At 64.0% G+C, this 20,134-nt stretch carries 16 protein-coding genes; 8 read left to right on the plus strand and 8 right to left on the minus strand.

The window, feature by feature from the left end; genetic code table 11:
• Positions 1-405 precede the first annotated feature (405 nt).
• Complete coding sequence (locus tag Q7V46_RS07320) at positions 406-1,179, plus strand: DUF1996 domain-containing protein (protein WP_304912869.1); 774 nt, start codon at positions 406-408, stop codon at positions 1,177-1,179.
• Between the two features lie 225 nt (positions 1,180-1,404).
• Positions 1,405-1,998, plus strand: a complete 594-nt coding sequence (locus Q7V46_RS07325; protein WP_304912975.1) for a CAP domain-containing protein — start codon at positions 1,405-1,407, stop codon at positions 1,996-1,998.
• 21 nt (positions 1,999-2,019) lie between these two features.
• Here Q7V46_RS07325 and Q7V46_RS07330 read toward each other — a convergent pair whose 3' ends face one another.
• On the minus strand, positions 2,020-2,937 hold the full coding sequence (locus Q7V46_RS07330; protein ID WP_304912870.1) for a 23S rRNA (adenine(2030)-N(6))-methyltransferase RlmJ: 918 nt from the start codon (positions 2,935-2,937) through the stop codon (positions 2,020-2,022).
• A 196-nt stretch (positions 2,938-3,133) separates the two neighbouring features.
• Between Q7V46_RS07330 and rplM the strand changes: the two genes are divergently transcribed.
• The 5 genes from rplM to erpA all read left to right on the plus strand — a co-directional run bounded on the left by rplM (position 3,134) and on the right by erpA (position 5,770).
• Positions 3,134-3,565 (plus strand): 50S ribosomal protein L13, encoded by a 432-nt coding sequence (gene rplM, locus Q7V46_RS07335; protein ID WP_304912871.1) that lies wholly within the window; start codon positions 3,134-3,136, stop codon positions 3,563-3,565.
• 12 nt (positions 3,566-3,577) lie between these two features.
• The gene (gene rpsI / locus Q7V46_RS07340) at positions 3,578-3,970 is read left to right on the plus strand and encodes a 30S ribosomal protein S9 (RefSeq protein WP_304912872.1); all 393 of its coding nucleotides are present in this window, start codon (positions 3,578-3,580) and stop codon (positions 3,968-3,970) included.
• Positions 3,971-4,333: 363 nt separating this feature from the next.
• A complete protein-coding gene (locus Q7V46_RS07345; protein WP_370690300.1) occupies positions 4,334-4,849 on the plus strand; it encodes a DUF6776 family protein in 516 nt (171 codons plus the stop codon).
• 31 nt (positions 4,850-4,880) lie between these two features.
• On the plus strand, positions 4,881-5,291 hold the full coding sequence (locus Q7V46_RS07350) for a polymer-forming cytoskeletal protein (protein WP_304912874.1): 411 nt from the start codon (positions 4,881-4,883) through the stop codon (positions 5,289-5,291).
• 113 nt (positions 5,292-5,404) lie between these two features.
• Positions 5,405-5,770, plus strand: a complete 366-nt coding sequence (erpA, locus tag Q7V46_RS07355) for an iron-sulfur cluster insertion protein ErpA (RefSeq protein ID WP_304912875.1) — start codon at positions 5,405-5,407, stop codon at positions 5,768-5,770.
• 229 nt (positions 5,771-5,999) lie between these two features.
• On the opposite strand, the gene Q7V46_RS07360 is transcribed toward erpA, so the two are convergent.
• Positions 6,000-7,301 (minus strand): peptidoglycan DD-metalloendopeptidase family protein, encoded by a 1,302-nt coding sequence (locus Q7V46_RS07360; RefSeq protein WP_304912876.1) that lies wholly within the window; start codon positions 7,299-7,301, stop codon positions 6,000-6,002.
• A 298-nt stretch (positions 7,302-7,599) separates the two neighbouring features.
• Between Q7V46_RS07360 and tyrS the strand changes: the two genes are divergently transcribed.
• Positions 7,600-8,823, plus strand: a complete 1,224-nt coding sequence (tyrS, locus tag Q7V46_RS07365) for a tyrosine--tRNA ligase (RefSeq protein ID WP_304912976.1) — start codon at positions 7,600-7,602, stop codon at positions 8,821-8,823.
• Positions 8,824-8,877: 54 nt separating this feature from the next.
• Here tyrS and Q7V46_RS07370 read toward each other — a convergent pair whose 3' ends face one another.
• The 6 genes from Q7V46_RS07370 to glgB form a co-directional block, all read right to left on the minus strand.
• The gene (locus tag Q7V46_RS07370; protein WP_304912877.1) at positions 8,878-11,358 is read right to left on the minus strand and encodes a glycogen/starch/alpha-glucan phosphorylase; all 2,481 of its coding nucleotides are present in this window, start codon (positions 11,356-11,358) and stop codon (positions 8,878-8,880) included.
• Positions 11,359-11,435: 77 nt separating this feature from the next.
• Complete coding sequence (gene glgA, locus Q7V46_RS07375; protein ID WP_304912878.1) at positions 11,436-12,956, minus strand: glycogen synthase GlgA; 1,521 nt, start codon at positions 12,954-12,956, stop codon at positions 11,436-11,438.
• A 115-nt stretch (positions 12,957-13,071) separates the two neighbouring features.
• Positions 13,072-14,331: a glucose-1-phosphate adenylyltransferase gene (glgC, locus tag Q7V46_RS07380; protein ID WP_304912879.1), complete on the minus strand. Its 1,260-nt coding sequence runs from the start codon at positions 14,329-14,331 to the stop codon at positions 13,072-13,074.
• An 83-nt stretch (positions 14,332-14,414) separates the two neighbouring features.
• The gene (gene malQ / locus Q7V46_RS07385) at positions 14,415-15,920 is read right to left on the minus strand and encodes a 4-alpha-glucanotransferase (RefSeq protein WP_304912880.1); all 1,506 of its coding nucleotides are present in this window, start codon (positions 15,918-15,920) and stop codon (positions 14,415-14,417) included.
• Positions 15,917-18,175, minus strand: coding sequence for a glycogen debranching protein GlgX (gene glgX / locus Q7V46_RS07390; RefSeq protein WP_304912881.1), 2,259 nt, complete (start codon positions 18,173-18,175; stop codon positions 15,917-15,919). Before glgX ends, malQ begins: the two co-directional genes overlap by 4 nt.
• Positions 18,172-20,088 (minus strand): 1,4-alpha-glucan branching protein GlgB, encoded by a 1,917-nt coding sequence (glgB, locus tag Q7V46_RS07395; RefSeq protein ID WP_304912882.1) that lies wholly within the window; start codon positions 20,086-20,088, stop codon positions 18,172-18,174. The genes glgX and glgB overlap by 4 nt, the downstream gene beginning before the upstream one ends.
• Between the last annotated feature and the right edge of the window lie 46 nt (positions 20,089-20,134).

Genomic DNA, 20,134 nt, shown 5'->3' on the forward strand with positions numbered 1-20,134 from the left:
TTTGCGCCTATGACGGAACTTTCAGGATTCTCTGCAAACGCCAGCCAAATTGCACGTACCCGCCGTTTTGTGCGAGCAACCAGCTGTATCGTTTTTCTGGCGGCCGTCGCTGCGGGCTGTGGTGGTGGCGGTGGCGGTGTTGTGGCGACTGAGGCCAGCGGAGCTTCGGGCGACAACAGCCAGAACACCGAGTCACCAGCCGCAAGCACGGGGCAAGCTCCCGCTCCATCATCAGCAATTTCTCCTGCTCCGGCTCCAGCTCAAGGGACTGGCGGAATCGGTGTCCCGCTGACCTCAGGCTTTGCGGTTGGCAGCGCCACACCGCGAGTTCGGACGACTTCCGAGACAGCGCAACGATCGGGTGACGGGACCGGTGCTTTCCGTACGGTGTGTGAGCCCACCCACATGAACTATGACGACCCCATCATCTTTCCTGGCCAACCTGGGCGATCGCACCTGCACACCTTCTTTGGCAATGCGGGTGTGACGGGCAACTCCACGGCCAACAGCATTCGCAACTCTGGCAACTCATCCTGCCGCGGTGGCACGATCAACCGGTCGGCCTACTGGGTGCCGGCCATGGTGGACACAAGAACCAATGTGGCGGTCATGCCCACAGGCTCAAACTTCTACTACAAGACCGGCTACAACGGCGTGCGCCCTGCAGACATTCGTCCGTTCCCTGCTGGCCTGCGCATGATCGCTGGCGACGCCAAAAACACCAGACCCACATCACCCTTTGCGCAATCCGCTTGGCGCTACCACTGCCACAATGCTGGCAACGGTGTCGGGTCCAGCATCCCGAACTGCGGCGTGGGCGATGAAATGGTGCAGGAAATTTTCTTTCCACAATGCTGGGACGGTGTGAATCTTGACAGTCCGGATCACAAGAGTCACATGGCCTACGCCAACCCGAGCCGGCCGGGTTGTCCCTCTTCACACCCGGTGCCACTGCCGGAGATCACCTACAACATCCACTACCGCATCACGTCCGCCAATCAGGCCACCTTCTGGAGGCTCTCTTCGGACACGTACTCGGGGCCTGCGGGTTATTCGGCACACGGCGACTGGTGGAACGGCTGGGATCAAAACGCCATGGAAGCCTTCGTGCGCACCTGCAACAACCAGGCGTTGGACTGCAAATCGCATTTGCTGGGTGACGGACGGAGCATCTATTGAACGTTCGAGGGGTGCACTTCCTGATAAAAGGGATTTTGTGAGCCCATTTGAACCCTTTGTTTCGAGAGCGACGCATTCCGCGTTTCGCATGTGAACGCAGCATTGCCTTGCGGCTCCGTTTCGCTGGCTTCTGGAGGCGTCCTGCTCTTGATTGCAGCGTTGATGGCTTGTGGAGGCGGTGGGGGCGATGGCACACCCGCATCTGGCGATGCTTCCGGCGCAGGCATGGGCACAGCGCCATCCCGCGACAGCGCTGGCACAGTTCCCGGTGCCCAGACCGCTGCCCCGTCGCCGCCATCCGGAGAAGCGCCGCATGCTACAGCACCAGCACCAGCACCAGCACCAGCACCAGTTGCCTCAGCGGGGTTGGTTGTGCTGGATGCCAGTACAAGTTGTGGCATTCCCGGCTTTCAGACGGAGCTGCTTCGACAGATCAACAGCGCTCGGTCTACCGCGCGCCAGTGCGGCGCTGACAGCATGCCCGTTGTCTCTCCGTTGACCTGGAACGACCGCTTGTTTTCGGCCGCTGCCCGACACTCAAAGGACATGGCTCAGAACAGCTATTTCTCCCACACCAGTCTGGACGGTCGCAGCCTGGGTCAACGGGTCCGCAACGAGGGTTACGTCTGGACGGCCGTAGGAGAAAACATTGCAGCCGGACAGAGCTCGGTGAACGCGGTCGTGTCAGGCTGGTTGTCCAGTCCCGGGCATTGCGCCAACATCATGCGGACCAACTACAACCACGTTGCCGTGGCTTGCGTACGGCAGGCGGGCAGCAGCTATGGAAGCTACTGGACCATGGTGCTGGCAAGGCCATGATGGGCGATCCAGCAGGTCAGATCAGCCGCCGCCCGTGTCGAGTGACTGGGCTTTCCCCTTGCCGCGACCCAGCACGTCGAGCAACACGGGAAGTGTGGCCTGCAGGGACGCCTTGAGTGTGTGAGGCGGGTTGATCACGAACATGCCGCTGGCAGTGAGGCCGGGGCGATCGTCCGGTCCGTGGGAGGGATCCTGTCCAATGGCCAGCGTGGCATGCAGCCATGGCCGCTTGGCCTGGTTGGACAAAGTTTTCAAGCGCCTGGGAAGGTCGTGAGCCTCCGGCCTGGGAATGACCGGGTACCAGACGAGGTAGGTACCGGTAGGGAAGCGTTTGATCTGCTCTTGAATGCAGGCGATCACCTTGCCGTAGTCGGATTTCAACTCGTAGCTGGGGTCCATCAATACCAGGGCACGGCGCGAACCGGTGGCCGAGGGCGGTGGCGGCAGCAATGGCTTCAAACCTTCGAAACCGTCTTCCTGTGCCACCGCTACTTGCCGCCCCGCCTCCAATTGGGCAATGTTGGCAGACAAGGTCCTGCTGTCGGTGGGATGAAGTTCAAAAAGCTTGAGTTTGTCTCTCGATTCGGTGCGCAGCAGGTGGTGCATCACGAAAGGTGAGCCCGGGTACACCCGGAGCGATCCCGAGGGGTTGAAGCTTTCAATGAGATCGAGGTATTCATCAATCGCAGGCGTTGAGGGCGCCGCCTTCCCAAGTGCTGGCCTGAGCGTACCCATCAGCTTGATCACGCCGTCCTTGGCCTCGCCACCTGTTTCGGTGTAGTCGCCATCGAGGCGGTAAAGTCCCGCCCCTGCGTGGGTGTCCACCATGGTCAGGCCCGCCTCCTTTTGCATCAAGTGGCGCAAAGTGGCGATCAGCACGGTGTGCTTGAGCACATCGGCATGGTTGCCTGCATGAAAGGCGTGTCGGTAACTGAACATCCGCGCATGTTAGCGTTTGGAACCCCTAACCAGCACAAAAATTTGCGCCAGGCACCGAATCTTTCGTACAATGGAAAGCTTCGCAGCGATTTGCTGGCTCCGCGGCGAAGTAGCCAAACCCCACCTAAGAGCGTTCCATCAGAGAACGACCGACCGTGGAAAAGAGCCGCCAAACCACCTCAGCCAAGAGAAACTCATGACCAAAACGTTCAGCGCGAAAGCAGCTGACGTGACGCACGAGTGGTTTGTGATTGACGCGACCGATAAGGTCCTCGGACGAGTAGCCAGTGAAGTTGCTCTCCGTTTGCGCGGCAAACACAAGGCCATTTACACGCCTCACGTCGATACCGGTGACTACATCGTCATCATCAACGCAGCCAAAATCCGCGTCACGGGCAACAAGGCCCTCGACAAGGTGTACTACCGTCACTCGGGGTACCCCGGCGGTATCTCTGCCACCAACTTCCGCGACATGCAGGCCAAGCACCCCGGCCGCGCGCTCGAGAAGGCCGTCAAGGGCATGCTGCCCAAGGGTCCTCTTGGCTACGCCATGATCAAGAAGCTCAAGGTGTACGGCGGTGCAGAGCACCCCCACACCGCCCAACAGCCGCAAGTGCTGGAACTCTAAAGGAGCCTTGAGATGATTGGTGAATGGAACAATGGCACCGGCCGTCGCAAATCGAGCGTCGCCCGTGTGTTTCTGAAAAAAGGCTCCGGCAAGATCACGGTCAATGGCAAGGACATTCAGGCTTATTTTGGCCGTGAAACCTCCATCATGATTGCGAAGCAGCCACTGATGCTGACCAACCACGCCGAAACCTTCGACGTGCAGGTCAACGTGCACGGTGGTGGCGAGTCCGGCCAGGCAGGTGCCGTGCGTCATGGCATCACCCGCGCCCTGATCGACTATGACGCGAGCCTGAAGCCCGGTCTGTCACAGGCCGGCTACGTGACCCGCGATGCACGTGAGGTCGAGCGCAAGAAAGTCGGTTTGCGTTCTGCACGCCGTCGCAAGCAGTTCAGCAAGCGCTAAAGCCTCTGGTGCCTCTACAAAAACCGCCTTCAAGATGCTCTTGGGGCGGTTTTTGCGTTTGGGGGACTTGCAGGGCTGGCATTGGCCACTCGATCGAGCCTGACTTGCCCCCTGGATGACAGGGCAACAAGGGTCCAGTGGTTCGCAAAAGCCCATTGAAAAGGTGAATGAATGCGGTTTCGCCTCCTTCGCAGAAGGCTGACAGTCAGCGCCCCCCGCGTGGCGATACGCAGCGCGCTACCGTGGCCTTTCCGCTGGTTACTGGGCGCTGTGGTTCTGGGGTTTTCGGGCGCTCTGGCTTTGTGGGCGTTTGAGTTCGGGCAGGACATTGCTGGCCTGGATCGCAATTCCAAGAAGGAATTGATGGCGCTGCGCAACGAGGTAGTGAGCTTGCGCAGCGATCTGCAACGGGTGCAGTCCGTCGCGGACGTTTCCGAAAGCCTGCTGACCACCGAGAAAGCGGCCCAGGAAAGACTGACTCAGATGATCCGCCAGCTGGAGGCCGACAACCGCGCGCTGCGCAGCGATCTGGGATTCTTTGAACGCCTGATTCCTTCAAATGGCAGTGAAGTGCTCAGCATACGCAGCCTGCAGGTTGATCGGTTGTCAGAGGGGCAGCTGAAATGGCAGGCACTGTTGATCCAGGCCTCGAAAACGGCCCCCGAATTCAAGGGCGTGATCGAAATCGAACTCAGCGGCTTGCTCGAAGGCCAGCCCTGGAGCATGGGCCACTCCGATACCCCGCAGCGGGTGTCGATCCAGCGCTATTTGCGAATGGAAGGCGTGGTGGACGTGCCGCCATACGTCGTGGTACAAACCGTGACTGCGCGCATTCTGCAGGGCAGTGCGGTTAAAGCGGTGCACACCATAAAACTGTGATTCCAACCACGTCGTCAGGAGGCCTATCGGCATGTTCAACAAGAAGAAGCAACCCCCTATCAAGAGCTTGATCGCACAAGGCACCCGCGTGGATGGCAATGTCACTTTCCACGACGGATTGCGTGTCGATGGCGAGGTGGTGGGCGACATTCTGGCCAGCAATGAACAACCGAGCATCCTGGTGATCAGCGAACTGGCCAGTGTGAACGGTCGCATCACGGCCGATCACGTGATCATCAACGGATCGGTGAAGGGTCCGGTGCACGCCCTGGACTTGCTGGAGTTGCAACCCAAGGCACGGATCGAGGGCGATGTGTCGTACAAGGCGCTGGAGATGCATCAAGGCGCCACCATCGCAGGTCAGCTCAAACCCATGGCCCATGACGTTTCCGCATCTGAAGAAGACAAACCCACACTGAAACTGGCGGCAAACAACGGGTAGAGGCAATTCCGAGCGAATTGCTTTACCATTCACGCCTTGGATGGGTGAATGGCACCTGTTCTCGATCTTGTGACCCGTCTTTCATGGGTCCGGATCTCGTCAAGAGGTATCTCATGAGCGCTGTGGCCGACAACATCCAGACCGAAATGCCAGCCCCGCTGGTCTTCACCGACAGCGCCGCTGCCAAGGTGGCCGAACTCGTGGCCGAAGAAGGCAATCCAGAACTCAAACTGCGTGTGTTCGTTCAGGGCGGCGGCTGCTCGGGCTTTCAGTATGGCTTCACCTTCGATGAGGTGGTCAATGAAGACGACACCCAGATGAGCAAGAACGGCGTTTCACTCCTGATTGATGCCATGAGCTACCAGTATCTGGTCGGAGCTGAGATCGACTACAAGGAAGACCTGGAAGGCGCACAGTTCGTGATCAAGAACCCCAACGCGTCGACCACCTGCGGTTGCGGCTCCAGCTTCAGCGTCTGAGACTGGCCGCCAAGGTGAGGGTTGTTGGTCAAGCCTGACCACACCGGCGCCTAACCGACCAGAAAAAAAGAGGAGCCGACTGGCTCCTCTTTTGCGTCCCAAACCGGAAAACACCTCGAAGCGAAATGCCCACTTTCAGAGATAGCGTGGAACCGGTTTAGCCGGGACACTTGTATCGTCCCCTTGAGGGAGTGGCTCGATAGCGCGCTGCGGCGGGGGTGCCTGTCAATTACTCGGCACTGGCCTGCACGATGGTGATGGCTGCGTCCAGCTTTTGCCGCTGCGCAGTGGCCACGGCGGTGAAACGTGCTTTCAAGGCCGGATCGAGGGGCACGCTTTCGCTGTTGCGCAACGCCACCAGAGGGTCCAGGTGTGCGCCCTTGTCGCGGAATTCGAAGTGCAGGTGAGGCCCGGTGCAGGTGCCCGTGCAACCCACGGCGCCGATGTCATCGCCCTGGGACACCCGCTGCCCTGTGCGCACGCCGATGCGGCTCAAGTGCGCATAGACGGTGGTGTGCTGCTTGCGATGGGTGATGAACACCACATTGCCATAGCCGCGCTGCTCGCCGGCGAAAGCCACCACGCCATCGCCAATGGTTCTGACCGGGGTGCCGGTGGGTGCGGCGTAATCAACCCCCAGGTGTGCGCGCTGGCCACCATGCACCGGGTGGAAGCGCATGCCATAGCCGCTGCTCACACGGGTGAACTGCAGGGGGGAAGCAAGGTATTCCTTGCGCGCGCTTTGGCCGTCAAAGCTGTAGTACGAACCCTTGTCCGCGGATTCGCCGAACCAGACGGCGGAATGCGCGCGCCGGTTGTTGATGAATTCTGCGCTGAGTACCCGGCCGGTGGTCATGACCTCTCCATCGGCTTCCAGCACTTCGTAAGCGAGGCTGAACCGGTCGCCTTGACGAAGGTCGCGTCGGAAATCGATGTCACCCGAAAAAAGCTCGGCAAGCTGGACCGCCACCGCATCGGGCAGGTTCGCGGCATCGGTGGCCGCAAACAAGGAGCTGCGGATTTCACCACTGCCCAGGCGTGTGGAAGCCTGCAGTGTGCCTTTTTCGAGGCGGGCGCTGAAGCCCTGCTCGGTTTTCTCAATGATCAGGCGATCAAACTCGCGACTGGTCGATGAAGAAGTCCAGCGAGCGGTGAGCCTTTGCAGCGCATGTTGATCGCTGGCCTCCGCTGAGATTTGCTTTGTACCCCGACCATCAAAGAGCTGCCGGGCCAAAGGATCGCTGCGCAGGAAGGCTTGGGCCGCAGAATCTGAAACCCCCAGTCGCTGCAGCAGACTTTGAGATGTGTCGTCCCGGCGAACGACTTCATTTCTGAACAGCGAGAAGCCGGCGACCTCGGGAAGCAAGTTCAGCTCGGGCTGCGTGATCCCGAGGTCGAGCATTTCTGTGACGAGGCTGACAGGAAGATCGGATGCGTCAGGCGCCAGCGGTGCGATGCCGAATGCGGTGACTCCAGTGCCTAGAAGAATGGCACCAACGCCCCCCATGATGCGTTTGGGGTGGCGAGACATGCTTTGAGATGCAGTTTCTACGGCGCGCGCCAGCGTTTGGAGTAGTGGTCTTGTCAAAACGGATGCTTTCAAGAAACTTGGGGTGGCTTGACCATGGCTCAAACCCCGCATGGGAGGGTTCACAAGCCATCAAGTTCCCTGAGCCTTCCAGCCGCGAAAGGAACCTGTGAGCCATATGCAAAAATCGCGCCCAACTAAAATCGGACCACAACCATTGAGTATAGCCAGCCATGGCGTTTTTACATCTGAGTTTTTACGTATGAACACCCTTCAAAACGTTTCCAAAAGTTCTCACAACATGGGTATTGACGGGGGCACACTGACAGACGGTGTTCGTGCGGCACTGGAAGTCAGCTTGCGTGGGTGCGAAGAATTGTTGCCTCAGGCCGACTGGGTACAAAAATTGTCACGTGCCGAAGCCAGTGGCCAGCCGCTTCGAATCAAGCTCGGGCTGGACCCGACGGCGCCCGACATCCACATTGGGCACACCGTGGTGCTCAACAAGATGCGACAGTTGCAAGACTTGGGCCACCAGGTGATCTTCCTTATCGGGGACTTCACCAGCCTGATCGGTGACCCGTCCGGGCGCAACAACACCCGCCCGCCACTGACCTCCGAACAGATCAAGGCCAACGCCGAAACCTACTACAAGCAGGCCAGCCTGGTGCTGGATCCTTCCCGCACCGAGATTCGCTACAACAGCGAATGGAGCCTGCCGCTGGGCTCGATGGGCATGATCCAGCTGGCGGCCAAGTACACGGTGGCCCGAATGATGGAGCGCAACGACTTCCATGACCGTTTCAAGGCCGGCACGCCCATCAGCGTGCACGAGTTCCTGTATCCCTTGATGCAGGGTTACGACTCCGTGGCGTTGAAGAGCGACCTCGAACTGGGCGGCACCGACCAGAAGTTCAACCTGCTGATGGGGCGCCACCTGCAGGTGGAATACGGCCAGGAGCCGCAGTGCATCCTGACCATGCCGCTGCTCGAAGGGCTTGATGGCGTCGAGAAGATGTCGAAGTCCAAGAACAACTACATCGGCATCACCGAAGAGGCCAACACGATGTTCGCCAAGGTGCTGAGCATCAGCGACACGCTGATGTGGCGCTGGTACACGCTGCTGTCCTTCAAATCGATCGCCGAGATCGAAGTCTTGAAGAAAGAGGTGGATGGCGGTCGCAACCCGAAGGACGCCAAGGTGATGCTCGCCAAGGAAATCACCACGCGCTTTCACAGCGCTGCTGCGGCCGATGCCGCCGAGCAGGACTTCATCAACCGCAGCAAGGGGGGCGTGCCCGATCTGATTCCTGAAGCCCGGGTGAGCGGCGCGCCGATGGGTGTGGCCGCCCTGCTGAAAGCCGCCGGGCTGGCGGCGTCGACCGGCGAGGGCAACCGGCTGATCGACGGTGGCGGTGTGCGCGTTGACTCCAGCGTGGTCGGTGACAAGGGCCTGAAGCTGGAAGCCGGCACCTATGTGCTGCAGGTGGGCAAGCGCAAGTTTGCGAAGGTCACGCTGACCTGATCGCCTGTCCGGTTGCCACCCGACATGGTGGTCCCCGAAGAGCGTCGAGCCCGTTCAGGGGAACAGCGGTTTGACGTTCCAGATCTCGCTGGCGTACTCGCGAATGGTTCGGTCCGACGAGAAGGCGCCCATGCCGGCCACGTTCATGATGGCGTGGCGCGTCCATTCGTCGGGGGTGCGGTAGAGCGCGTCGACCTTGTGTTGCGTGGCGAGGTAGTCGGTGTAGTCAGCCAGCAGCAGGTAGTAGTCGGACTCCAGCAGCGTGCGCGTGATGTCGTGGAAACGCCCAGGCTCCTCGGGGCTGAAGGCGCCCTCGGCGATGCGGTCGATGGCTGTCTTGAGGTCGTAGTTGTGGTCGTAGTAGCGGCGCGGGTTGTAGCCGCTGGCGCGCAGTGCGGCCACCTGTTCGGTGCGGTGGCCGAAGATGAAGATGTGTTCCAGCCCCACGTGTTCGGCGATCTCGATGTTGGCGCCGTCCCAGGTGCCGATGGTGAGCGCGCCGTTGAGCGCGAACTTCATGTTGCCGGTGCCGGAGGCTTCGGTGCCGGCGGTGGAAATCTGCTCGGAAAGATCGGCCGCCGGAATGATGACCTCGGCCAGCGAAACGCGGTAGTTCGGCATGAACACCACCTTGAGTTTGTCACCAATGCGCTTGTCGCTGTTGACCGTGCGTGCCACGTCGTTGATCAGCTTGATGACGAGCTTGGCCATGTAGTAAGCCGACGCAGCCTTACCACCGAAGACCACCGTTCGCGGCACCCAGTCGGCGTGCGGGTGCGCCAGGATCTGCTGGTAGCGCGTGACCACGTGCAACACATTGAGCAACTGCCGCTTGTACTCGTGCATGCGTTTGATCTGCACGTCGAACAGGCTGGCCGGGTTCACGACCACGCCGGTCTCGGCAGCGATGCGATCGGTCAGCCTGCGCTTGTTCTGTGCCTTCGCGTCCTGGAAGGCGCTGACGAATTCGGGATCGGTGGAGAACGCGCGCAACTGCTCCAGCTCGTCGAGGTTGCGCCGCCAGGTCGTGCCGATGCGCGCGTCGATCATGCTGGCCAGCGGGCGGTTGGCCTGCGAGAGCCAGCGCCTTGGCGTGATGCCGTTGGTCTTGTTGCAGAAACGGTCGGGGTAGAGTCGCGCGAAGTCGGCAAAGATGGTCTGCACCATCAGTTGGCTGTGCAGCGCCGACACGCCGTTGATCTTGTGGCTGGCCAGCACCGAGAGGTAGGCCATGCGCACGCGGCGCTGACCGCGTTCGTCGATCAGCGAGACGCGACGCAGCAGGTCGTTCTCACCGGGGAAACGCTCGTGCACCTCGGCCAGAAAAATCGCGTTGAGGTCGTAAATGATGCGCAGGTGGCGCGGCAGCAGGCGACCCAGCAGCTCCACTGGCCAGGTCTCCAGCGCCTCGTGCATGAGGGTGTGGTTGGTGTAGCTGAACACCTTCCTGCAGATGTTCCAGGCGGTGTCCCACTCCAGTCCTTGTTCATCCACCAGCAGGCGCATGAGCTCGGGCACGGCCAGCGCGGGGTGGGTGTCGTTGAGGTGGATCGCCACGCGCTCAGTGAACAGCGCGAAATCCCCCTGGTGCTTGAGGAAGCGGCGCACGATGTCTTGCAGTGAGGCGCTGACGAAGAAGTACTCCTGGCGCAAGCGCAGCTCTTTGCCATGTTCGGTGCTGTCGTCGGGGTAGAGCACGCGTGAGACGTTTTCCGACTCGTTCTTGGCCTCCACTGCGCGCATGTAGTCGCCCTTGTTGAAGGCGTCGAGGTTGATGCCGCTGGTGGCGCGGGCGGTCCACAGCCGCATGGTGGCCACGCTGCTGAGCTCGTGACCGGGCACGCCGGTGTCGTAGGCGGTGGCGATCACGTCGTCGGTCTCGACCCAGCGCACCTGGCCGTCGGTCTGTAGCAGGCGCCCGCCGAACTGCACCGTGTAGCTGAACTCCGGACGCATGAATTCCCAGGGGTTGCCGTTGACCAGCCAGTAGTCGGGCTCTTCCACCTGGCGGCCGTCAACGATGCGCTGCGCGAACATGCCGTAGTCGTAGCGGATGCCGTAGCCCATGCCGGGAATGCCTACCGTGGCCATGGAGTCGAGGAAACACGCGGCGAGGCGCCCCAGGCCGCCGTTGCCCAGGCCGGCGTCGGCCTCCAGGTCGATCAGCGAATCGAAGTCCACCCCGAGCTGGGCGCAGGCGGTGCGGGCCTCGTCGAGGATGCCGACCGAGAGCAGCGCGTTGGTGAGCGCGCGCCCGGTGAGAAACTCCAATGACAGGTAGTACACGCGTTTGGCGTCGTCGTCCTGCGCGGTGGCGAGGGTCTCGCGCCAGCGGTGCATCATGCGGTCGCGCACGGCGTGGAACAGGGCAAACAGCCAGTCGCGCCGGGTGGCTGAGCGTGGGTCGCGACCCACCGAGTAGATCAGCCGATTGGCGATCGACCTGCGCAGGGCATCCACGCTGTTGTCGAGGTGGTCGTATTCGAAAGGCACGGGTTCAATCGCGGGCTGGATGGTGCGTGGTGCGTCGGACATGGCGTTGGGCTTGCGGAGTGCTTGCTTGGAGGTGCTGATGGTGTGAACAGGCCCTAAAGCAATAAACGTGCTGGCGTTCAGACGAGGGGCGTGGCGGGCATGACCGAGGCGTACACCCGCAGGTATTCTGCGGCTGCACGCGCCCAGCTGAAGCGCAGTGACATGGCGTGGCGCTGCACGGCGCGCCAGTCGGCCGGGCGGCGCTGCAGGGCGAAAGCCCGGCGCATGGCCACCTTCAGGTTGTTCACATCGAGTTCGTCGAAAACAAAGCCGCTGGCACTGCCATCGTCAAGGTTCTCGAGGCTGCAGTCGACCACGGTGTCGGCGAGGCCGCCCACCGCGCGCACCAAAGGGAGCGTGCCGTAGCGAAGCCCGTAGAGCTGGGTCAGTCCGCAGGGCTCGAATCGCGAGGGCAGCAGGATCACGTCGGCCCCGGCGATGATGCCGTGCGCCAGCGCTTCGTCGTAGCCGACGGTCAGCGCCACCTGGCCGGGGTGGCGCAACGCGCAGTCGCGCAGGGCCTGTTCGATGGCGGCGTCGCCCGAACCCAGCACCGCCAGCTGCCCGCCGCGCCGCACCAGTTCGTCCACCGCGGCCGGCAGCAGGTGCAGGCCCTTCTGTTCGGTGAGGCGGCTCACCACCGAGAACAGCAGCGCTTCGTGGCGTGGTTCCAGCCCCATGCGCTGCTGCAACCGGGCTTTGGCCTGCGCCTTGCCCTTCAGGTTCCTGGCGGTGAAGCCAGGTTGCACCAGTGGATCGGTCTGCGGGTTCCACACCGTGTCGTCCACCCCGTTCAAGATGCCGTGCAGCTGTGCCTGGCGCTGGAGCAGCACCCCTTCGAGTCCGCAGCCCTGCTCAGCTCCAGTGATTTCGCGCGCGTAGGTCGGGCTGACGGTGGTGATGGCGTCGCTGTACGTCAGCGCCGCCTTCATGAAACTGATCTGGCCGTGGAACTCCAGCCCCTGCCAGTGGAACAGGCCGTCGGGCAGGCCCAGCCTTGGGCGCAGTTCTGCGTTGAACACGCCCTGATAGGCCAGGTTGTGCACGGTGAATACCCTGGCAGGCCGGTGAACGGCCGTGCGCGAGAGTTCGTGCAGGTAGGCGAAGGCCAGGCCGGTGTGCCAGTCGTGGCCATGCACCACGTCGGGCACCCATGCGGCGTGAAGACCAGTGCCCAGCAGGGCGGCCGCCCAGCCCAGCCAGGCAAACTGTTCGGCGCTGTCGGGCCAGGGTTGGCCGTGCTCGTCGAGGTAGGGATTGCCCCCGTGCTCGTACAGCCCCGGTGCATGGAGCAGCCACACGGGCACGCCACTGGCGGTGATGCGCCCGGCTTGCAACCAGGGTGCGGGGCCTTGTGCGGATGCGGTCTGCGGTCCCACGCCTGAGGGCAGACCCGGGCCGCCCCCTGCCGGCAACGGCAGGGGTGGCCCCTCCGGCGTGACGCCAGCGACCACACCGGGAAAAGCAGGCAGCAACAGGCGCACATCTGAGCCCATGGCAGTCAATGCCGGGGGCAGCCCTGCGCTGACGTCGGCCAGCCCCCCTGTCTTGAGCAGCGGGAACACTTCGGTGCAGACGTAGAGGACCCTGAGCGTCATGGCAAGGTGACAGGGAGAGAGGGTGTTGATGCAGCACGCACCGGGGAACCGGCGCTGCCGGGCCGCTGGTGTGGCCTCCCTTTCAGGGGGGTGACGCCGAGGGCGTCGCGGGCGGTCATCCCAATACCTCCAGCATTTCCCGGGTGACCAGAACCACGCCGCTCGGCGTGCGGAAAAAGCGCCGCGCGTCCTCGACCGCATCCACGCCGATCTTCATGCCCTCCGGGATCACGCAACCGTTGTCGATCACCACCTTGCGCAGCACGCAGTGCCGGCCGATGTCAACCTCTGGCAGGATGACCGACTCTTCGACCGATGCGAAGGAGTGAACACGCACCTTGGAAAACAGCACCGAGCGGCGCACCAGCGCGCCAGAGATGATGCAGCCGCCCGAGACCAGCGAGTCCACCGCCGAACCGCGGCGACCGTCGTCGTCGAACACGAACTTGGCCGGTGCGAGCTGCTCCTGGTAGGTCCAGATGGGCCACTCGCGGTCGTACATGTCGAGCTCGGGCAGGGTGTTGGTGAGATCCAGGTTGGCGGCCCAGTAGGCGTCGACCGTGCCCACGTCGCGCCAGTAGGCCGGTGCTTCGGGTGAGCTCTTCACGCACGACATGCCGAACGGGTGCGCAACCGCGTCGCCGGCGGCCACCATGGCCGGGATGATGTCCCGGCCGAAATCGCGGCTGGAGCCAGCGGTGGAGGAGTCGTTCTTCAGCGCCTCGAACAGGTGCTCGGTGTTGAACACGTACACGCCCATGCTGGCCAGCGCCATGTCGGGATTGCCCGGCATGTGGGGGGGCTGAGCCGGTTTTTCCAGGAAATGCACGATGTTGCGGTCGGCGTCGATGTCCATCACGCCGAACGCCGTGGCCTCGGCCAGCGGCACCTCGATGCAGGCCACGGTGCACTTCTTGCCCAGTGCCACGTGGTCGGCGATCAGGCTCGCATAGTCCATCTTGTAGATGTGGTCGCCCGCGAGCACGAGGATGTACTCGGGCTTGTGGGCACGCAAGATGTCGAGGTTCTGGTAGACCGCATCGGCCGTGCCCAGGTACCAGCTTTCGTCGTCCATCCGCTGCTGGGCCGGCAGCAGGTCGATGAACTCGTTGAACTCGTTGCGCAGGAAGCTCCAGCCCCGCTGCAGGTGGCGCAGCAGCGAGTGGCTCTTGTATTGGGTGAGCACGCCGATGCGGCGCACACCCGAGTTCAGGCAGTTGGAGAGCGCAAAGTCGACGATGCGGAACTTGCCGCCGAAGTAGACGGCGGGCTTGGCGCGCCGGTTGGTGAGGGCGTGCAGGCGGGAGCCCCGCCCGCCGGCGAGCACCAGCGCAATCGTGCGCCTTGCGAGTTGTTGGGGCGAAGTCTTTTCCATGTTTGTCTCCGGTGGTGTGGCGGTCGGGTGCGTCTTGCTGCGCACGGTCTCATTGAAGCGGTTATTGACGACGCTGATGCGTTTCAGGGTATTCGGCCGTGCGCGCGCGTCAGGGACAGCAGGCGTTCGGCGGGACGGTGGTCGATCTGGCGCCAGTCGAAGCGCCACTCCCAGCAGCCTGTGGCCTGCCCGGGCGTGTTCATGCGGTGTTTGCTGTCCAGGCCCACCACGTCCTGGAACGGCAGCACCAGCGTGTTCGCCACCGACTGGGAGAGCGCGGTGATCAGGGTCCAGTGCGGCTCGGTGTCCACCGCAGGGCCGAGGTAGTCGCGCGCGGCGGCCCTGTCGTGGCTGGACGCGGCGCGCCACCAGCCCAGGGTGGTGTCGTTGTCGTGGGTGCCGGTGTAGGCCACGCAGTCCCTTTCCATGTTGTGCGGCAGATAAGGGTTGCCCGGCCCACCACCAAAGGCGAACTGCAGGATGCGCATGCCGGGAAACCCGCAGGCCTGGCGCAACGCCGTCACCTCGGGCGTGATCAGGCCGAGGTCCTCCGCGATGATGGCCAACGGGCCCAGTTCCTCCTGCAATGCGACAAAGAAGGGCAGGCCAGGACCGCTTTGCCAGCGGCCCGCCACCGCCGTGGGCTCGCTGGCCGGGATTTCCCAGTGCGCTTCAAATCCGCGAAAGTGGTCCAGGCGCACCACGTCGACCTGCCGGAACAGGTGGGATACGCGGTCTTTCCACCAGCGGTAGCCGTTCTGCGCCATCACAGGCCAGTTGTAGAGCGGATTGCCCCAGCGCTGACCGGTGGCGCTGAAGTAGTCGGGCGGTACGCCAGCCACCACCTGCGGCTCGAAGTTGTCGTCGAGCAGGTACTGGTTGGCATGCGCCCACACATCGGCGCTGTGGTGCGCCACGAAGATCGGCGCGTCGCCGACCATCTGCACGCCTCGACCTCGGGCGTAGTCTCGCAGCGATTGCCACTGCACCCAGAACCGCCACTGCACGAACTGCCAGAAACCCAGCGCCTTGGGCGAGTGCTGGCGCACTTCCTCGAGCGCCGCAGGGTCGCGTTGCGCCAGGGGTGCCGGCCACTCGGGCCAGCTGCCGATGTGGCGCTCGTGCAGCACCATGAAGAGGGCGTAGTCGTCGAGCCAGTGCGCGTGCCCGGTGCAGAAATCGGCCAGTGCCTCGCGGCATTCTTCGCTGGCGCGCTGGCTGAAGCCGTCCCAGGCCTTGCGCAGGCAGGCCATGCGCCAGGGCGCCACGCGAGCGAAATCGCAGCGGTGGTGGTCGAATCCCTGGGTGGGCATCCAGGGCAGCCAGCCCATCTGCACCAGGTCGTCCAGGTCGACCATGAGCGGACTGCCGGCAAAGGCCGAGACGCTCTGGTACGGCGAGTTGCCCGGTCCGGCCGGCGACAGCGGCAAGATCTGCCACATCGACTGACCGGCCGAGGCCAGCCAGTCAACGAAATGGCGCGCGCCGATACCGAGGTCGCCCGAGCCGTTGGGGCCGGGCAGGCTGGTGATGTGCAGCAGCACACCGCTGGTGCGGCGCGACAGCAGGGGGTGGATGGCGGTGTTCATGGCGGACCGGGTGGGGTGACACCGGGTGCATGCAAGCCCTGGACCAGCACCCACACGCTGGCCTCGTGCAGCGGCAACTCGCCGTTGACGGTGTCCGTGATTTCACCCGGCATCGCCACCAGCGCGCGCGCGCTGTCCAGCAGCACGCCCCATTCGCCGGGCGGCAGCTGGAGCCGGCAGCGGCCATGGTCGGCGTGCCAGATCAGCAGCAGGCGCTCTGTGGGCGGTGCCCCACCCTCACCCACGGTGACCAGGGCCGTGAGCGTGTGGCGATCGCGGGCTTGCCACACCTCGGACCGCATGGGCTGCCCGTCGGTGTCGAGCCAGGCAATGTCTGGCGGTGTGCCACCTCCACCGAACCAGCGCGCGTGACGCAGACCGGGGTGGCGTCGTCGGAGCGCCGAGAGCCTGGTCACGAAGTCGGCCAGTCCAGTGTCGGCGTTCGCCCAGTCGATCCAGGTGGTTGTGTTGTCCTGGCAGTAGCAGTTGTTGTTGCCTTGCTGGCTGTGACCGAGCTCGTCGCCCGCGAGCAGTTGCGGCGTGCCCTGTGCGCAGAACAGCGTGGCCAGCAGCGCCCGGCGCCATTGGCCGCGGCGGTGGAGCACAGCGGGGTCGTCGGTGGCGCCTTCCATGCCGCCGTTGGCGCTCAGGTTGTGGCCGTGACCGTCGCGGTTGTTTTCCCCGTTGGCTGTGTTGTGTTTGTGCTGGTAGGCGGTGAGATCGGCGAGGTTGAAGCCGTCGTGCGCGGTGACCATGTTCACGCTCGCGGTGGGCAGACGGCCGCGCTGGTTGAACAGGTTGGCACTGGCACATACCCGCGTGGCAAGTTCACCGCGCGTGCCGTGGTGGCCGAGCCAGAAAGCGCGCACGCTGTCGCGAAAGCGGTCGTTCCATTCCAGCCAGCCGGCTTCAAAGCCACCCAGGTGGTAGCCATCCGGTCCCACGTCCCAAGGCTCGGCGATCAGCCGCACGTTGCGCAACACCGGGTCGTGCGACATGGCGCTGAGCAGCGCGCTGCGCGGGTTGAACGCATGGCCCAGTGCCGCGTCGCGACCCAGTGAGACCGCCAGATCGAAACGGAAACCGTCCACGCCAAACGCCAGCACCCACCAGCGCAGGCTGTCCATCACCCACTGTTGCACGCGGGGTTCGCTGATCGCCAGGCTGTTGCCGGTGCCGCTGAAGTTGTGCGGCACGCCGTGCTCGCCCAGGGCGTACCAGTGCGTCTGGCCCAGCCCGCGCCAGCTCAGTGTGGGTCCGTCAAGGTCGCTCTCGGCCGTGTGGTTGAAGACCACGTCGAGCACCACCTCGATGCCCGCGCGGTGCAGGGCGTCCACCATGTGGCGGAACTCGGCGCGCACCGCGGCGGCCTCGATGGCCCCGGCTGGACCATGCCCGCCGGTGACCGCGGCGTAGCCCGGCTCGGGTGCGAATGCATTGAGCGTGTTGTAGCCCCAGTGGTTGCTCAGGCCACGTTGGATCAGGTGGCGTTCGCTGATGTGCTGGTGCACTGGCAGCAGACACACGGTGGTGATGCCCAGGCGCTGCAGGTGACGTACCACGGCCGGATCGGCCAGAGCGGCGTAGGTGCCGCGCTGGTGCTCCGGCACTCCAGGGTGCAGACGGGTGAGGGCCTTCACATGCGCCTCGTAGATCACCACGCGGTCGCCGTCGATGGCGGGTCGGGGTGCCATGGTCAGGCCCGCAACCAGCTCCGCCTGCGCATCCACCACCACACAGCGCGGCATCTGGGCGGCGTTGTCGTGCGGGTCGGGCTGGTGCTCGCTCCAGGCCTGTCCGGGGTGCAGCGGGTCGTTGCAGGCGTGGCCGGTCTGCAGCGCGAGGCGCCCGGTGTCACCCACCAGCGCCAGCGCCCAGGGATCCAGCAGCAAGTGGGCGGGGTTGAATCGGTGGCCGGCTTCGGGCAACCACGGGCCGCTGGCACGCAGCCCGTAGAGCTGGCCTGCACCCACTCCGGGCACGAAGGCCGCCCAGACGCCATCCCCAGCGGGCTGCAGCGGCAGGCGATGCTGTTCCACCGGCGCACCCGGCTCGAACAGGCACACCTCCACCCCGTGGGCGTCGGGTGCCCAGACCGAGAACTGCACGCCGTCCTCGCCGCCCTGACCGCACAAGTGAGCACCCATGGCCGGCACGGCGATGCCGCCAGGGCTCCCGTGCAGCAGGCTTTGCCAGGCCACAGGTGGCGTCTCCCCATTGGGGGAAAGACGCGAATCGTCGGAGGGGGGCTTCATGCCTGTTCGGGTTGGAGCCACAACACGGCGAGTGGCGGTAACGTCAGCGCCGCAGACCAGCGCTGCCCATCCTGCGCCAGGTCCTCGGCCAACACGCGGCCATGGTTGCCCACGTTGCTGCCGCCGTAGTGGCTGGAGTCGGTGTTGAGCCGCTCGTGCCAGTGGCCGCCGTGCGGCAGGCCCACGCGGTGGCCATGGCGCACCATGGGCGTGAGGTTGGCGATCACCACCACCGTGTCTTCGAGCGCGTGGCCGTATCGCGCGAACGCCAGCACCGAGTGATCGGCGTCGTCCACCACCAGCCACTGGAAGCTGTAGGGGTCGGTGTCGCGCGCGTGCAGGGCCGGCGCGCTGCGATAGACGTGGTTGAGGTCGCGCACCAGGTGCTGCACGCCGGCGTGCGCAGGGTCATTCAGCAGGTGCCAGGGCAGTTCGGCGTCGTGGTCCCATTCGGTGGGCGGGGCCAGTTCGGCGCCCATGAACAGCAGCTTTTTGCCCGGGTGGGCGTACATCCAGGCGTAGAGCGCGCGCAGGTTGGCCAGCTTCTGCCAACGGTCGCCGGCCATCTTGTTCAGCAGCGATCCCTTGCCATGCACCACCTCGTCGTGCGAGAGCGGCAGCACATAGTCTTCGGTGTGCGCGTACATCATCGCGAATGTCAGCTTGTTGTGGTGCCAGCGCCGGTGGATCGGGTCGAGTGCAAAGTACGACAGGGTGTCGTGCATCCAGCCCATGTTCCATTTGTGGTCGAAGCCCAGCCCGCCGGCGGCCACGGGGCCTGTGACGCGCGGGAAGGCGGTGGATTCTTCTGCAAAGGTGGTGGCGCGCGGCGCTTCCTGATGCAGCACATCGTGCACCTCGCGCAGGAACGCGATGGCCTCGTAGTTCTCGCGTCCGCCGTGCTCGTTGGGCACCCACTCGCCGGCTGGGCGGCTGTAGTCGCGGTAGAGCATGGAGGCCACCGCGTCCACCCGCAGGCCGTCGATGCCGTACTGCTCGACCCAGAACAGCGCGTTGCCCACCAGGAAGTTGCGCACCTCGTGCCGTCCGAAGTTGTAGATGAGGGTGTTCCAGTCGCGGTGGAAACCTTCACGCGGGTCGGCGTGTTCGTAGAGTGCCGTGCCGTCGAAGCGGGCCAATGCGTGTTCGTCGGCCGGGAAATGGGCGGGCACCCAGTCCAGGATGATCTTCAGTCCGGCGGCGTGCGCAGCCTGCACGAAGCGACGGAACGATTCGGGCGAGCCGTGGCGCGCGGTGGGCGCGTACAGGCCGGTGGGCTGGTAACCCCACGAGGCGTAGAAGGGGTGTTCGCTCACCGGCATCAGTTCCAGGTGGGTGAAGCCCATATCTACAGCGTAGGGCACGAGGTGGGTGGTGAGCTCGTCCCAGGTGGGCACGGTGTGCGGCCCGTCGGGCCGGCGCCACGAACCCGCGTGCACCTCGTAGATGGCCATGGGCTGGTCGGGGCGTTCGTGTGCTGCGCCACCTCGGTCGGCCGGTGGGCGCAGGGGTTCGCACACGCGGGCCGCGTTGCCTGGGGGCAGTTCGGTTTCGCGGGCGTAGGGGTCGGTCTTGAAGACGTGGCGGCCGTCGCTGCCCTGCACGTCGAACTTGTACCAGTCGCCCACCGCCGCACCAGGCACGAAGCATTCCCACACGCCGCACTCGGGACGCAAGCGCATGGGTTGCGTCTTCCACTGGTTGAAGTCACCCACCAGCCCCACTTGCCGCGCGTGGGGTGCCCACACGGCGAACGCGGTGCCGGCCTGACCGTCCAGCGTGGTGGCATGGGCCCCGAGCTTTTGCCAGGGACGCAGGTGCTTGCCTTCGGCCAACAGCCAGACATCGGTCTCGCCCAGCCAGAAGCTGGTGGTGGGGGGATGGGCGGAGGTGGGGGTTTTTTCAGGTGTCATGTGTGCGTGCTGTCCGGGCATTCTGTCACTGCTTGCGGGATGGCTG

The organism is Hydrogenophaga sp. (assembly GCF_030651625.1).
Taxonomy (GTDB): Bacteria; Pseudomonadota; Gammaproteobacteria; order Burkholderiales; family Burkholderiaceae_C; genus Hydrogenophaga.